We start from the raw sequence: 16,171 nt of genomic DNA, 5'->3' as shown, positions 1-16,171 counted from the left end.
ATTTAGGAATGAAAAGAATCTGCAAAAGTTTGGTGAAACTTAATGTTTAAAAGGCTTTCATATTGCTGCAACCGATTTGTAAAAAGCGACATAATAGAACAATAATGATCTTGCGTGTGTGCCTTTGCTGTAAAGCGTTTCAACTCAAGCTCATTGGCATTTATAAACTTTCTGGTTGCCATTTTTTTACGCCAATTATTTTGCGTTAGCAACATCAATTTTTTATCAGCCCACTCACCAAATGAATTATTAAAAAGCGCTTCCAATGTTTGTTGCAAAATGCTTTGAGTATGGGGAACATATTGCGTGGCATATTGGTTTGCATTGGGGAAATATTGCTTTGTCCAATCATTATAACGTTGAAAAATACGATACGTTTTACCATTATAGGTTGGTATCAAAGTAATAATTTCCATAGCAGAATAATAGGTGCGATGTTGAATGGTAAGATGCTGCTCATCTATCATATAATTGTAACAAAAAAACTTACTACGATTAAAGAATAATAGCTTTTGGCAAATGATAAAAAATAATCTACAAACCCATAGGCGATTAGGTGCAGTGATGATGAAGTAATCGATATCAGATTGTGCATCAATATAATTTTTTGAAATAGAACCAGATAACATCACACCTCGCACAAATGGCAAGTGCTTGATAAGCGCCGTCACCCATTTAGCAATGCGTAAATATTGGGTGGCTTTGTTATTGGCTTTCAAACGTTGTTCTACCAAACCGATATCATTTCGCAACAGATAAAAGCCATTGATAAAATAGACATAACCTCCTTGAACCAATTCGCCAAGAGCAGATTGTAAAGATTCAGTGGAATCAATATCACTACGTTCAAAAATTTCGGTGAGTGTAAGCGGGTAGCTAAAAATATCCGAATATATGAGTGCTTTTAATGCTATTGCTGCTTCAGCAGACACTAAAGGCCTAGATTTGATATAGGCAACAGCTAAAGACATATTGAACGGGTTTTTTGTTAATCATTCATCGGCATTGAGTAAGCTATGGTTGCCAAAGCTTTTTAATTTTTAAACAAAACTGAAAGCAACCATTATTTTAATTTTGACGTTATGAACGCAACTGCTTGAAATATATGCGAATAGTATATTTAAATTATTTCTACTCAAAAAAATACGAGCACCCCGAAGATTGGTTGGCAACAATGCAATCTGTAAATATTGTACTAGAACAACTAGCAAAAAAGCATTCAATTATTTCTGTGCAACAGATAAATTATGCGGGTGCTTTAGCTAAAAACGGTGTGCATTATCGATTTGTAGATTTTTATCAAAAAGCTACTTTCCTACCCTTTCGTTTAAACCGATTTGTAAAAACATTAAAAGCAGATGTCATTATTATTCATGGTACTGTGTTTCCCTTACAAACCATTTTATTGAGATTGTTGGTAGGGAAACGTATTACCATCGTCATACAACATCATGCTGAACAGCCATTTAGAGGCATTAAAAAAATAGTACAAAAAATTGCTTGTACAATGGTTAATGCCTATTTCTTTCCCTCAACAATAATTAGTAGTCAGTGGCAGCAAAATGGTCATATATCTATCAGCAAGCCCATTTTTAAAATTCACGAAGGGGCATCAAGCTTTCAAAAAATAGATAAGCCCATAGCAAGATTATGTACCAAACTATCAGGTCAGCCAATATATATTTGGGTTGGAAGATTAGATACCAATAAACATCCACTACTCACAATCAAAGCTTTCGAACGGTTTTTACAAGTACAACCTACTGCGAAACTGTATATACTTTTTTATAGATATGAATTATTGGAAGAGGTAAACCATTACTTATTGCAAAAGCTGTTGACGACAAAAATAATTCTAATAGGCAAAATACCTTATCAAGAGATGCCGAATTGGTATAGTAGTGCCGATTTTTATATCTCAAGTTCGTTTAAAGAAGGCACTAGTTTTTCACTGTCAGAAGCCATGTCTTGCGGTTGTATACCTATTGTTACAAATATTCCAACACATGTAGATATGCTAGGTAATAGCAGTGGCTTATTATACGAAGCGGGTAATGAAAATGCTTTATTTGAAGCGTTAGTAACATCTTTACACCTATCTATTGAAACAGAAAGCTTAAAAGCATTTCAACAATACCAATACCATTTAAGCCCAAGTAGTATTGCTGATAGTACAGTATCAGCGTTAAGAGAATTAGTATGAGCAACAAAAAACGTATTGCAATTATTACGCACGGTGGCATTGGTGGTGGCTATCAAGCGCAAGGTATACCCGAATTAATGCAATTGGTTTCAAGATTGGCAAACGATTTTGATATAACTGTTTTTTCGTTAACACAAGTTAGTAAGGGTTTTATACCGCCACATTATACGGTAAAAACAGTACCATTAAAGGACGAGACTAACTTGTACATAAGATTATTTTTTCTGCTGCTCATACTTCTGAAAACACATATTCTCAAGCCTTTTAGTTTATTTCAAGCATATTGGGGATTTCCTGGTGGTGTACTCGCTGCTATCATGGGTAAGTTATCTGGCAAGCCAGTTGTTACTACGTTTAAAGGTGCTGAAGTGGTTGATTTACCTACTATACATTACGGTTTATGGTCTTCAAAACGCATGCGATGGCTGCTTAAGCAGGTAACAAGTCATACAGATTGTGTGGTTGCCCATACCCAATATTATCTTGAAAAAATTAAAGCAAGTGGCCTGCCCTACAAACAATTAACCATCATATATGGTGGTATTGATACCTCTGAAATACCTGATAATATTACAAAATTACTGACACCACCTTATCAATTTTTCCATGCAGCCAATCTTAATTTAGTTAAAGACCAAACAACACTTTTACATGCGTTTAAAATGCTATCTACGCAAATTGATTGTCGCCTGCATATTGTAGGTTTTGATACTTTACATGGACAAATACAGCAATTGTCTGAGGATTTAGGGTTAAGTAAAAATGTTATTTTTCATGGTATGCTTCCGTACAAGGCATTGCAAACATTCTATCAGCGCGCAGATATTTTTCTACTCACTTCTTTATCAGAATCACAAGCACTAGTTATAAATGAGGCAATGGCGAATGGCTGTGTTGTTTGCGGCACAAGGGTAGGCTTATTGGCCGATTTAGAAGATAAAGCAACATTGGCTGTGGAAATACAAAACGCAAAAGACTTAGCAGATAAAGTATTGGCATTATTGCAAAATGAAACAGAATACAAAGCTTTACAAGCCTTTGGTAAAGAATGGAGTTTAAAACATGATATCAACTACACCGTAAAAGCATACACAGATTTGTATCATCAATTGATACAATAACTACTTTTAATCATTCCTATCATTGCAATCATTTCCAATCATAGATACATTTTAACCATACTTTACATCAATCCGTTCACAACCTATGGTTAATGTGTGTAATTTTCAACATTGCAAATAATCCATTAACAGAAGTGTAAATTTGTATGAACAATTATGCCCACATGCAAGTAGATTTTGAAAGAAATAAGAACCTAAAAGCGTCAGGCATCACGCTATTGATATGTAGTTTATTGTTTATTATTTTCTTTTTTGTACAATGGTCTTTGCCAAATATTCCACCGCCTGTACAAGAAGAAGGTATTGAGGTAAACTTAGGCAATAGCGAAACAGGTATTGGTGATATTGCCCCACAAACCCCAGGCACTCCTTCAAAAACAGAAGAACCAATAGCCAACACCCCACCTGCAGCAAAACCAGCGGCACAACAACCGCAAAACATAGCAACCGACGAGAACGAAACCGATGATGCAGCAACCATCAATAAGCCTATGAAAACTATTGTAAAAGCAAAACCTAACAATAATCCACCCATAGTTGCAAAAAAGCCTAAAGCGGAAGTACCACCAACACCACCAGCTCCCAAACCTCGTGCACAAATGGGTAAATATTCTGGTGGTAATGGTACAGGCGGTAATAACGGCGATAGTTATAATGGTGTAAAGAATCAAGGTATTGCAGGCGGTACTGGTGATCAAGGCAAACCGAACGGCAATCCCAACAGTGATAGTTATACAGGTAATGGCGGCACCGGCAACAGTGGTGTTACGATCAGAAGTGGCCTAGCTGGTAGAAGATTTGCAAAATTGCCCAGCTTTGAAGATGATTTTAACGAACCAGCGAAAGTAGCTGTAGATATTGTGGTAGACAAAAACGGTAACGTGACTTCTGCAACTGTAAATCCTCGTGGTACCACCACTACAAATAGCAATATTCGTAGCATTGCGCTACGCAAAGCAAGAGAACTAAAATTGAATGCTGGTAATGAAGATGACCAAAATGGTACGATTGTTTTTAATTTTAAACTAAGAGGATAGCCTTTCAAGTTTCAAGTTTCAAGTTTCAAGTTTCAAGTGAAGAATTTATTTGCAACTACTAATATTGTGCAATCATTTAATTTTCACAATTGACCATTCGCTACAATGACTTATCAAGAAACGCTAGATTATTTATTTAATAAATTGCCGATGTTTACCCGTATTGGGGCAGCGGCTTTTAAAAAGGACTTAACCAATACCATTGCTTTATGTGAAGCATTAGGCAATCCACATAAACAATTCAAAACCATACATGTTGCTGGTACAAATGGTAAAGGCAGTACCAGCCATATGCTCGCTGCTGTATTACAAAGTGCTGGCTACAAAACTGGTTTATACACCTCCCCGCATTTACATGATTTTAGAGAGCGCATCAAGGTGAATGGGCAAATGTGTGAAGAGGCCTTCGTGGTAGATTTTACTAAGCGTATCATACCTTTCATTGAAACCATTGAGCCATCTTTTTTTGAAATTACAGTTGCCATGGCATTTGACTATTTTGCCCAACAACAAGTAGATATTGCGGTGATTGAAGTGGGTTTAGGTGGCAGGCTGGACAGTACCAATATTATCACACCAGAATTATCTGTTATTACCAATATCGGTTACGATCACATGCATATGCTTGGCAATACTTTAGCGCTCATTGCAGGTGAAAAAGTAGGTATTATTAAACCTAATATTCCTGTTGTTATTGGTGAATATTTGCCAGAAACAAAGCCTGTTTTTATCCAAAAAGCTACGCTAGAACATGCCCCAATTGTGTTTGCGCAAGACAAAAGATATGTTGCTGATTTTAAAAATGAACACCACCAATTGGCAATAGACCTAGCAGAACATGGCAGCGATATTAGGCATAGTTATATTCTAGATTTACCAGGTATTTATCAATGTAAAAATTTATTAACTGTTATTGAAGCTATTCACCAGCTACGCCTCCAAGGCTGGCAACTTGACGAAGCCATAGTAAAAAAAGCGCTTTATCAAGTAAAGAAATTAACGGGATTGTATGGTAGATGGCAATTGGTACACGAACATCCAAGCATTATATACGATGTAGCACATAACGAAGATGGCATAAGGCAATTAACCGAACAATTAGAATTATCTACTTATCAGCATTTGCATATTGTAATGGGTATGGTGAAAGATAAAGACATTTCTAAAGTGTTACAATTAATGCCAAAACATGCCTCTTATTATTTCAGCAAAGCGCCTATACCTAGGGCTTTAGAAGATGTAACGCTGCAACAAATGGCTGCTGAATTTGGCTTAACTGGTAAGCCTTATAGTACAGTGAACAATGCACTACAAGCTGCTGTTAATGCCTCTGATAAACAAGATCTAATTGTAGTATGTGGTAGCATATTCATCGTTGCAGAAGCTACTATTGACGCCATAAAATTCTAACGCATGACCAATTTTGACACATCCTTATTTACTGCTAAGCAATTAGACGAACAAGATATATTAGCCCCTTTTAAAAGACAGTTTCATTTTCCAAAACATCAAGACACAGATGTGATTTATTTTTGTGGTAACTCACTAGGCTTACAGCCCAAAAATGTTGAAGCCGCAGTATTACAAGAATTGAGTGATTGGAAAAATCTAGCTATAAGTGGTTTTGCGAAAGCTCAAAATCCTTGGCTCACTTATCAAGAATATCTCAAGCCCACATTGGCCAATATTGTTGGTGCCAAAGCGGATGAAGTGACTGTGATGAACACGCTTACCGTGAACCTGCATTTACTGATGCTATCGTTTTACAAACCCACCAAGCAACGTTTTAAAATCATGATGGAAGCAGGTGCGTTTCCATCCGACCAATATGCCATAGAAACCTTGGTTAAGCATTTTGACTTAGAACCAAATGATGCCATTATTGAAATAGAACCTAGAGAAGGCGAAAAACTATTACGCACAGAAGACATTCTCTCAGCAATCGCACAACATGGCGATAGTCTTGCTGTGGTGATGTTTGGTGGCATTAATTACTATACTGGGCAGTTATTTGATATGGCTGCTATTACAGATGCTGCTCACAAAGTAGGTGCTATTGCAGGGTTTGATTTAGCGCATGTTGTTGGTAATGTTCCAATTCAACTACATGATTGGGATGTGGATTTTGCTTGCTGGTGCAACTACAAATATTTAAATGGCGGGCCAGGTGCCATTGGTGGCTTGTATGTGCATGAAAAATATGCGAGTAATCCTAGCACGCCCCGCTTAGCAGGCTGGTGGGGCAATGAAGAAGCCATTCGTTTTAAAATGGAAAAAGGCTTTGTACCTAAAACCACGGCAAGCGGTTGGAATATTAGTACCGCGCAAATTTTAAATACCGTGTCTTTGAAAGCATCTTTAGAATTATTTGCCGATGCAACCATTGAACGGTTGAGAGAAAAAAGTATTCAGTTGACTAACTATTTAGAATTTTTACTCCATCAATTGCCTAATATTCAATTTGAAATTATTACACCCAAAAACGTAGCAGAAAGAGGGGCGCAATTAAGTTTGTATTTCCTAGAAAATGGCAAAGCCATTCACCAAAAAATGATTGACAATGGCATTATTGTCGATTATAGAGAACCAGGTGTGATTCGGGTAGCACCTGCACCCATGTATTGTAGTTTTGAGGATGTGTATCGTTTTTATGCCATTTTGAGGGATCATTTTTAAGGTTTCTTGCTTGCAGAAAATACAGGTTTCGCAGAAATAAATTGCATTTCATTGTTAATTGGACACAAATGATACGATTTACTGTCCCAACGGAATTTGCTGAAGGCAAATCATATATTTTTTCGCCCCAGCGAAGTTCGCTGAACCCTTTTTACACAAAAAATCAATCCAGAAGATGGCGCGGCTTCAAAATGACCCGTTTTTTGCTTTTCTGCAGCTATCGCTAAAGCCATTTTATAATAAAAATAGTGCCAGCGGACGGCGCTAGAGCCAAATGATGCGTTTTCCCGTTCAGCGAAGTTCGCTGACAATATTTTTAATCAATCGTCTATCTGGCCTTCACCCTTTGATACACTGCCATTCCAAATCCGAGGACTGTAATAATAACACCAATCCAAAGCAAGTTGATCATAGGAAACTCATACACTTTTAGTGTAATTAAATCTGTAATGCCTGCACTTTCTTTAACCCCAATTTCAAACTTGCCTTTGCCGTCTGTTGGCACTCGGTTAAGTGCGATGACCATGCTCTGAGAAATAACCGTATCAGTAATACTACGTAACGCCGTTCCTTTTAAAGCAAAGCCAGGTGTTGCTTTGTAGCGTTTACCTTCTTTAGAAAATACTTCAATATCTAGGAAAACCGCTTGTTCGTCGGATGTATATTTATTTTGTAATTCCACAGGATTTTTATCTACTTTATGCAACACTAAAAAGCCATTGCTATAGAAAGTGGTATCGCCTAAACCGATTTCTTTATTCTGAAAAGTAGTTGTATCGGCTTTATTATTTTCTTGGAAAGAAGAAATATAGACAAAAATATCTTTGTACCAATAATGCTTGCTTGCAGGATTGGCAGCAAAACCCTCCATGTCTTTATTGTTTTTAATCAAATCTGGATACAATGCAAATTGCTCATTGCTAGATTTTGATTGAAACTTTACTTCAAAAAAACGCTTTCTTTCTTTGGTATTAAAGGTATCCTGTACATAAGTAACATGGTATTTACCCATATCTGTTACAATACCTTTAAATAGCGTAATATTCTCCGCTGGATCTTCTTTTTTATCCTTTTTAAACGTTGCAACACCTGTGGTATTCCAGCTTAATACCGTCTTTTTACTAGAAGAAATTAAAATCCCAAGCAATACCAAACCAAAGCCTACGTGTGCCACTGAAGCGGCTGCAAATTTTAATTTCCCTTTTACACCGATAATGATGTATGAAAAATTGGCGACTATTGAATAAACCGCTGAGAAAATAGCCACATGTACCGCACCCAAAAAACCAATACCGTGTTTGTCATAGTTGATATTACCGAAGCAACTAATAGCTAAGCTAATCAGCAATGATAGAGCGGTAGGTACTAAAATTTTCTTTGTAAAAAACCCCTTTGGCGTGTCTTTATATTTTAAATATTGGGTGATAGCGGTTAACAAGCCGATAACAATAGCCACAAACACCTGAATTCGGTTGTAAGCAAACTCAGGATCTTCGGATGGTGCAATAGACGCATTAAACAGTTTGTTATAAACAGGTACAGAGGTTTTAGCGATAATTAAAATACCTGATAAAAAGAATACCAATGAGCCGATAAACATCCAAAATTCTCGGCTATAAGTGCTTTCTTCTTTTGCAATAGTGGGGATGGATTTATAACGTACAATATACAAGGTATAAGCAGGAATAACAAACACCAACAAGAACAACAATAATTGCGTATTCATACCTAAATCTGTGAATGCATGTACCGATGTATCACCTAAAATGCCACTTCTTGTTAAAAAAGTAGAATACAGAATTAATATAAACGCAGAAATGTAAAAAAAATACGTGCTACGCAAACTATAAGCGGTGTGCTTATAAATCAAGTTACAATGTAGACCAGAAATCATAACCAACCATGGAACTAATGATGCATTTTCTACAGGATCCCAAGCCCAATAGCCTCCAAAACTTAAGCTTTCGTAGGCCCAAGCTGCGCCCATCATAATGCCTAAACCCAATATACCTGCGCTAAAAGAGGCCCAAGGTAAAGCAGGTTTAATCCAAGTATGGTCTTTTTTTAATAGGCCAGCAAAAGCAAATGCAAATGGAATAGTGGTACTTGCAAAACCTAAAAACAATACAGGGGGATGAATGACCATCCAATAGTTTTGAAGCAAGGTATTTAAACCTCTACCATCTTTCATCAAGGTTAAATAATCTGCTCTTATGCCACCTGTTACGGTGTCTTGCATAATGGGTGCATTATCTAAAATGCCTTCGTTACGTAACAAACTAAAAGGACTACTGCCAAGTTTTGCGCTAAAAAAGTACAAGCCAATAAGCATAGACGCCAAGCAGAATTGGGCAAAACTCACCACCGTCATAGTGCCAGCTTCCCAGTCTTTGGCTTTCCAAATCAGCATCCATCCGAGGATACAATGCCAAAAACTCCACAACATAAAACTACCTTCTTGCCCTTCCCAAAAACAACTTAACAAATACTCCACCTGCAAGCTTTTATCACTGTGTTGCCATGCATATTTGTACTCGAACAAATGATGTGAAATAATATAATATAGGGTACCAAAGATGATAAATACAGATACTGTTTCGGCGAAAAAAGCCCAACGTGCAAGTTGTAGCCAACTTTTATGTTCAGATGTGATAGACTGCCTCTTGCTTGCTACAAAAAATGCAATAGTAGCTACTAAGGAAGCCACAAAAGAAACCACCGCAAAAAACTGTCCTATTTTACCAGGTAATAAATGTTCGCCTAAATATTCCATATTGTGAGATAGTGAAATGTGAAAATGTGAAACTTAAGATGCTACAAGTGAGTTAAAGAAAGGTAAGGGCTAACCAACCATCGCTTATTTTGCTTTACTTTCTATTTCTTCGAAAGACTGTCTGAACTAACATAACCATTAGCATCCATGGCATTGGCAGCTTGTATGCTTTTGCTAGCGGCACTTACATCGTCTTTATATTTACTAGGACATTTTAGTAGAATATCTTTACATTCAAAATGGTCACCATTCATTTTACCTTTCAATACAATACGTTCGCTTTTTTCTATATCTGTTGGCTTTGTATTGTGATATACCACTTTAACAGAATTGCCTAAAGTATCAACGGCCGTGAAACTTAAATAATTCGCATCTTTTGTGGCATCGTATTGTATTGGTTGCGACTTATCTAATTTGGCAATAAGATTTACAAATTTGCCATCTTTTTCTTTAGCAGATGCAATGGTTTCGTAAGTAGTGAGATTGCCAGTAAAGCTGATTAATACTGTGATCGCTATCACAATTAAAACTAACATGGCTATATGCGTATTCTTCATGGTACTTGATGTTTTCAGTATGCAAAAGTAGTTGAAAAACAATTCTTGAATACTGATGTTTGTCAGGTTTGGTTGTTAAAAAAGGAAACTTTGAACAAATAGATAGTACCCCCTATCTCCAAGGTAAACAACTATTACTTATTTACTTAAAAAAACTGCGCCAAACCTTTAATTTGGCGCAGGATTAATATGGTTTCACTTCTATATAAGCGCCTTAGCGATAAGAAAGTACATACCAATATCCATCACTAGTGCGACGCAACTAAGCATCATCGTCGCACTACGGCTAGTAACATAAAGCTATTTTGTACCAAATACTTTTTTCAACAAATCGGTAGTTTGAGCCGCAGGGTTTTTGCGAATCTTGGCTTCTTCTTGTGCTACTTGATAAAACATACCTGCCAATGCACGATCAGTTACATAGCCTTTTAAATCGGGATTTACCTTTTTAATAAATGGAATTTTATTGTATTGGGCAAACAAGGCAGACCATAACTGCGAAGCACCTACTTTAGACAAAGACGAGTCGATTACCGGTGTAAAAGCTGCAGTTAATGGTGCCGTGGTTTTCGTTTTTAGGTAAACTGTGGCAGCCGTATCGCTACCTTTTAAAATACCGAAAGCATCGGTAATACTCATGCTTGTAATGGCATTGACGAAAATTGGTGCAGCACTTTTGGCAGCATCTTCTGCGGCACGATTCATACTCACAATAGCATCATCTACTTGCTTATTAAAGCCCAAAGCGCGTAATTTTTTTTCTACTTGTTGGGCTTCAGGCGGTAGCAAAATTTTTACTGCAGCGTTACCCAAAAAGCCATCCACACTTGACAATTGCTCTGCACCTTTTTTAACACCTATTGTCAAAGCTTCTTTAAGCCCCTTGCCTACTTCGTCGGTGGTTAAGCCCGAAGCAGTGCCACTTTTAGCAACATCTGTGGCTTTTTTAATTAAGCCTTTTAAAGATTGTGCTTGGGATGCAGTGACTAAAACAATACTAGCAATTGCGAGTGTAATAATTTTTTTCATGAACTTTCTTAGATTGAGATAATGTGGCAAATTAACGTTGATTTTGTTAGTAAAATACTAATTTGTTACAACATATTAAGTAATAATTGAGTTAATTCTACAATACCTTCGCTAGCAGTTTTCTCAATCATGGTGATATTTTGCAGCGATGAAGTGTATGGAATTTTTTTATCAATAATGAATTTGGGTATTCTGCGTTTTGCAATATCAATTAAACTAGCAGCAGGATATACTTGTAAAGAGGTACCAACCACTACAAAAATGTCTGCTTTTGCAACCACAGCTGCAGCCACTTCAATCATCGGCACTTCTTCTTCAAACCACACAATAAATGGCCTTAATTGTGTACCATCTTCTGCCAAATCACCCAATTGTATATCGCTTCTAATATCATAGGTTTTAGTACTATTTGCAATACTCCGCATTTTAAATATTTCACCATGCAAATGCAAAACATGAGTACTGCCGCCACGTTCGTGTAAGTCATCAATATTTTGTGTGATAATGGTCACATCAAAATATTTTTCTAAAGCAGCCAAGCCGATATGGGCAGCATTTGGCTGTGCTTTTGCTACATCTTTTCTACGTTGGTTATAAAAGTCTAAAACCAATGCGGGATTCGCTTGAAAGCCTCTTGGCGTTGCTACTTCATATACATTATAACCCTCCCACAGGCCATCACTATCTCTAAACGTTCTCAAACCGCTTTCGGCGCTGATACCAGCACCAGTTAGTACTACCAATTTTTGCTTTGCCATGGCGTAAAAATAATTAAACCTTGGTGCTTTTAAGTGCCATTTTTTGATATACAAACCATGCGACAATTCCCATGATTATAAAAGGCCAAACAGAGGTTAAGAAAAGAAATAGATGACTAACAATAGAAACACCTTGCGCAAACGCATCTTTCAATTGCTTGTAAAAGCTAGGTTTATCATCAATAGTATTTGTGTCCGAATGATATTGAAAATAGCGCAGGTTGATGGTACTATACGACGCATTATGGGTTAAATAATTAACGCTGCTAGCACCACTTTCTATTGCTTCTTGAACGCCATTTATCTCTTGTTGTACCTCAAGTATTTCTTTCATGTTTTTAGCTTGTTTTAGCAAGTCCATGTATCTATTTCTCACCTGCTTTTTTGCTTCAATTCTTGCTTTTGTATCAACTACTTCACCTGTTACATCTTGTGTGTTGATTTTCCTTTCAACAACCGTTACAGCATCCTTACTAAAACTGTTTAGTAGATTTTCAAATTGTGCAACCGGCACTTTAATACTGATACTATTTTGAATCCCGCCATCTGTTTGTGATTGTTCTTCACTAGCGATATAAGCTCCAAAATTTTTTATGCTATTATGAATCTCGTCATTAAATGAGGCAAAGTCTTTTACTTGTAGTGCGATATTTGCCGTCTTAATCATCTTTTTGTCCCAATCAATATTTACAGGCGTATTGTTTTTGGTTGCTTCGGTTTTGGTTATTGGATTAGGCAATACTATACTATCAGCAGTTGCAGTAATACCAACATCTTGAGCTGCTGCTTTACTTTCAGTTTGATAAGATTGTTTTCCATGATTACATGACAGTAGCAGCACGGCTACAAAAGCCATGAATAGTGTGATTCGTTTCATTTTTTTGATTTTTAGATGAGATGCAGAGAGAGCACAATTACATACGGCAAACAATCGTGTAGAGGAATTATTGACGTTTTAAAATAATGGCCAAACTATCTTTTGAAGTGATAGCAATGATACTGTCGTTGGTTTTAGTGAGGGTATAAGGTACAAATGCGGTGTCTTGTTTTACAAACAAAGTGTCTGCTTGTAAATAGTAATAGTTATGTGTAGAATCCTTTGCTGATAAGACATTGATTGTACTATCTGCATTGAAAGTCAACTTGAAATTACTGTCAATGATGGCAGGTGATAACGCTAAAATAGCTGGTGATTTGCCATTGTTAATTACGGTATCAACTTGCCATTGGCCTACAATGTTAAAAGGCGCCTTATTGTTGGCTTTTGAGGCGAACCATTTACAGGAAATACTCATAATAATAATACTTGCAACAACTATGGTTGCGATGAATGTTTGTTTCATTTTTGCGGTTTTATTTGTGAGGAAAATAAAATTGCAGGCCCGCATAGCTTAATAGTCAATAGCAGCAAATAGTAACCATTTACAATTGTTAAAGAATTTAGAAAAGGGAAACCATCCATTTATGACATAAAAAAAGCCCCGAAGTATCGAGGCCATGTTTATTCTAAAATAATTTTACACTGCATAATCGGAAGCAGGCATGTCGCCTAATTCCATAATCACGTTCCACTCGTCGGCAGTGACGGGCTGGACAGATAAACGCCCTAAGCGTACCAATGCCATTTTCTCTAGTCTCGCATCTGCTTTCACTTGTGCCAAAGTCACAGGCTTTTTCAGCTTCTTTACAGGCTTTACATCCACCACTACCCAATTGGTATCTTCTGTTGTTGGGTCTTGATAATGTTCTTTTACTAGCTTTGCAATACCCACTATTTCCATGCCCTCATTACTATGATACCATAGCAACAAATCACCTTTTTTCATGGCTTTTAGGTTATTACGTGCTTGATAGTTACGGACACCATCCCAAAAAGTTTGTTTATCTTTTTCAAACTGATTCCAACTGTATTTAAAAGGTTCAGATTTAATAAGCCAGTACCCCCTAGCTCCTGAAGGGGGATTTTTTTCTTCAAGATGAGATTCAATTTTTGCCATAATATAAAATCTTTAATTCGAAACTATTTTCAGCACTCTTTTAGGGTTGGGGCTCCTACCAACCACTTGCCAATACGTCTGCCAAATGCATGACCTGCAAACCAGCATTGTTGTGTTTATTTCTACCATCAATATGCATCAAGCAACTCATATCGGTACTGATTAAATACTCAGCTTTAGTATCTGTAGCATTGGTTATTTTTTGATCAGCCATCGCAATACTTATTGGTTCGAACTTTACAGCAAACGTACCGCCAAAACCGCAGCAGGTTTCTACATCCTGCATCTCTACCAATTCTAGCCCTTTTACCTTACTTAATAATTGTCTTGGTTCCTTTTTAATGTTACATTCTCTTAGCCCTGCACAGCTATCATGATAAGTCGCTTTACCATTGAATGATGCACCTACATCATCTATTTTGAGCACATTGATCAAAAAATCGCTCAGTTCAAAAGTACGCTGACCTAGGGCAACCACTTCTTTGTGATTGGCAGCCGTATCAAACAATTTCGGATAATAATTTCTTACAAAACCTACGCAGCTAGCACTTGGCGCTACAATATAGTCGGCACCAGCAAAGTCTTTCATAAACTTACTACACACATCCTTACTTTCGCCCCAAAAACCCGCGTTAAATGCAGGTTGACCGCAACAAGTTTGATTGGTATTATAGCTAACCTTGCAACCCACTTTCTCCAACACTTTTACCATATTAAAAGCGACTTGTGGATATAATTGATCAACAAAACATGGTATAAAAATCTCTACAGTCATGCACCACACCCTTCTGGGAAATTTATTTTCGAAATGATTGATTGAGTGTTATCATTTTCAATGCAGTAATAGCAGCTTCCTCCCCTTTATGGCCATGAATACCACCTATTCTTTCCATGGCCTGTTGCTCTGTATCTACAGTTAAAACACCAAAAATAGTAGGTACATCTAGCTGCATATTTAAACTTACAACGCCGTCTGTTACAGCTTTACACACATAATCAAAATGTGGGGTATCGCCTCTAATCACTGTACCTAAAGCAATAAATGCATCCGCTTTTTGTGTAGCATTTGCTTGGTAAGCTTTTATGGCAAATGGGATTTCAAAAGCGCCCGGTACTGTAATTACTTTATAAGTAGCAGCTTGTTCTTTCAGGCTCTTTTTAGCTCCCGCTTCTAATTTATTTACAATATGAGCATTCCATTCTGTTTTTACTATAACAACAAAGGCATCCTTTGTTGAGGGGATGCCTTTTCGCAATGCAGTATTACCTTTTGTAGCCATACATTAATTTACGCTCAAGTCAGCCTTTTCTACACTAATTTTATTGATGTATTTATCAGCTTGTTGTGCTTTTTCTGTTTTAGGAAATTTCTCTTTTAATGATTTGAATAGGTCTAATGCTTCTTTATCTTTCTTTAAAGTAGCACTCAACAAAGCCGCACGGAATAAATATTCTGAAGACAAAGCTTCATCGAATTCGAAAGTACTACCTGCTTTTTTATAGGAGTCTATTGCATCATCGTTTTTACCCACTTCTGCGTAAGCATCACCAAGTACGCCATAAGCTGCTGCTTGAATTTGTTTCGCATCCGTTTTGAAATCTTTTAAATGCTCGATAGCTTTATTAAATTCACCAAGCTTTAAATAACTAACACCTGCATAATAGTGTGCCAAGTTTGCAGCTTTTGTACCACCATAATTATTGATAATGTACAACACACCCTTATTGGTACCATCGCCTTCAAGCACCAATCTGGCACTATCTTGTTGAAAATACTGTTGTGCTTTATAAATAGCATCAGCAGCTTTTTCCTCTTTCGGCTTGATAATAAACTGTTTGTACCCTAGAAAGCCGCCTACCACTATAATAAGACCTACTAAAAATAGGGTGATGTAGTTACCGTTTTTATCCCAAAATGATTTGGCTTTTGATAATACTTCGTTTGTTTCTATCAGCTGCGCATCAACAATCTGTTCGCTCATGAATCTTAATTTGATTTTTTGAAATTTATGGGTTTGTT

At 36.9% G+C, this 16,171-nt stretch carries 16 protein-coding genes; 5 read left to right on the top strand and 11 right to left on the bottom strand.

All coding sequences use genetic code 11. The features are described 5' to 3' along the window. Positions 1 to 2: 2 nt before the first annotated feature. The gene (locus tag ACFOW1_RS12980) at positions 3 to 971 is read right to left on the bottom strand and encodes a hypothetical protein (protein WP_379014805.1); all 969 of its coding nucleotides are present in this window, start codon (positions 969 to 971) and stop codon (positions 3 to 5) included. Positions 972 to 1,105: 134 nt separating this feature from the next. On the opposite strand from ACFOW1_RS12980, the gene ACFOW1_RS12975 reads away from it, so the two are divergent. From ACFOW1_RS12975 to kynU, 5 genes are all read left to right on the top strand, one after another. Then, on the top strand, positions 1,106 to 2,203 hold the full coding sequence (locus ACFOW1_RS12975) for a glycosyltransferase family 4 protein (protein WP_379014803.1): 1,098 nt from the start codon (positions 1,106 to 1,108) through the stop codon (positions 2,201 to 2,203). Further along, positions 2,200 to 3,324: a glycosyltransferase family 4 protein gene (locus ACFOW1_RS12970; RefSeq protein ID WP_379014802.1), complete on the top strand. Its 1,125-nt coding sequence runs from the start codon at positions 2,200 to 2,202 to the stop codon at positions 3,322 to 3,324. The genes ACFOW1_RS12975 and ACFOW1_RS12970 overlap by 4 nt, the downstream gene beginning before the upstream one ends. Positions 3,325 to 3,470: 146 nt before the next feature. Beyond that, a complete protein-coding gene (locus ACFOW1_RS12965; RefSeq protein WP_379014800.1) occupies positions 3,471 to 4,361 on the top strand; it encodes a hypothetical protein in 891 nt (296 codons plus the stop codon). Between the two features lie 105 nt (positions 4,362 to 4,466). Further along, complete coding sequence (locus ACFOW1_RS12960; protein WP_379014799.1) at positions 4,467 to 5,771, top strand: bifunctional folylpolyglutamate synthase/dihydrofolate synthase; 1,305 nt, start codon at positions 4,467 to 4,469, stop codon at positions 5,769 to 5,771. Positions 5,772 to 5,774: 3 nt separating this feature from the next. Continuing rightward, positions 5,775 to 7,037 (top strand): kynureninase, encoded by a 1,263-nt coding sequence (kynU, locus tag ACFOW1_RS12955; RefSeq protein WP_379014798.1) that lies wholly within the window; start codon positions 5,775 to 5,777, stop codon positions 7,035 to 7,037. A gap of 328 nt (positions 7,038 to 7,365) precedes the next feature. On the opposite strand, the gene ccsA is transcribed toward kynU, so the two are convergent. The 10 genes from ccsA to ACFOW1_RS12905 all read right to left on the bottom strand — a co-directional run bounded on the left by ccsA (position 7,366) and on the right by ACFOW1_RS12905 (position 16,133). After that, positions 7,366 to 9,810 (bottom strand): cytochrome c biogenesis protein CcsA, encoded by a 2,445-nt coding sequence (ccsA, locus tag ACFOW1_RS12950; protein ID WP_379014797.1) that lies wholly within the window; start codon positions 9,808 to 9,810, stop codon positions 7,366 to 7,368. A 101-nt stretch (positions 9,811 to 9,911) separates the two neighbouring features. Next, complete coding sequence (locus tag ACFOW1_RS12945; protein WP_379014796.1) at positions 9,912 to 10,367, bottom strand: cytochrome c maturation protein CcmE domain-containing protein; 456 nt, start codon at positions 10,365 to 10,367, stop codon at positions 9,912 to 9,914. Positions 10,368 to 10,667: 300 nt separating this feature from the next. Beyond that, on the bottom strand, positions 10,668 to 11,396 hold the full coding sequence (locus tag ACFOW1_RS12940; protein ID WP_379014794.1) for a DUF4197 domain-containing protein: 729 nt from the start codon (positions 11,394 to 11,396) through the stop codon (positions 10,668 to 10,670). 65 nt (positions 11,397 to 11,461) lie between these two features. Further along, complete coding sequence (locus tag ACFOW1_RS12935) at positions 11,462 to 12,154, bottom strand: Sir2 family NAD-dependent protein deacetylase (RefSeq protein ID WP_379014793.1); 693 nt, start codon at positions 12,152 to 12,154, stop codon at positions 11,462 to 11,464. 13 nt (positions 12,155 to 12,167) lie between these two features. After that, the gene (locus ACFOW1_RS12930) at positions 12,168 to 13,031 is read right to left on the bottom strand and encodes a DUF4349 domain-containing protein (RefSeq protein WP_379014792.1); all 864 of its coding nucleotides are present in this window, start codon (positions 13,029 to 13,031) and stop codon (positions 12,168 to 12,170) included. 67 nt (positions 13,032 to 13,098) lie between these two features. Then, positions 13,099 to 13,497: a hypothetical protein gene (locus ACFOW1_RS12925; protein WP_379014791.1), complete on the bottom strand. Its 399-nt coding sequence runs from the start codon at positions 13,495 to 13,497 to the stop codon at positions 13,099 to 13,101. 174 nt (positions 13,498 to 13,671) lie between these two features. Further along, entirely contained in the window at positions 13,672 to 14,151 is a 480-nt protein-coding gene (locus ACFOW1_RS12920) for an EVE domain-containing protein (protein ID WP_379014790.1), read from the bottom strand. A gap of 55 nt (positions 14,152 to 14,206) precedes the next feature. Then, entirely contained in the window at positions 14,207 to 14,926 is a 720-nt protein-coding gene (locus tag ACFOW1_RS12915) for a (Fe-S)-binding protein (protein ID WP_379014789.1), read from the bottom strand. A gap of 22 nt (positions 14,927 to 14,948) precedes the next feature. Next, the gene (ribH, locus tag ACFOW1_RS12910) at positions 14,949 to 15,431 is read right to left on the bottom strand and encodes a 6,7-dimethyl-8-ribityllumazine synthase (protein WP_379014788.1); all 483 of its coding nucleotides are present in this window, start codon (positions 15,429 to 15,431) and stop codon (positions 14,949 to 14,951) included. Positions 15,432 to 15,434: 3 nt separating this feature from the next. After that, complete coding sequence (locus tag ACFOW1_RS12905; protein ID WP_379014787.1) at positions 15,435 to 16,133, bottom strand: tetratricopeptide repeat protein; 699 nt, start codon at positions 16,131 to 16,133, stop codon at positions 15,435 to 15,437. Between the last annotated feature and the right edge of the window lie 38 nt (positions 16,134 to 16,171).

The organism is Parasediminibacterium paludis (assembly GCF_042651445.1).
Taxonomy (GTDB): domain Bacteria; phylum Bacteroidota; class Bacteroidia; order Chitinophagales; family Chitinophagaceae; genus Parasediminibacterium; species Parasediminibacterium paludis.
This window is presented reverse-complemented; position numbering and strand designations above follow the sequence as displayed.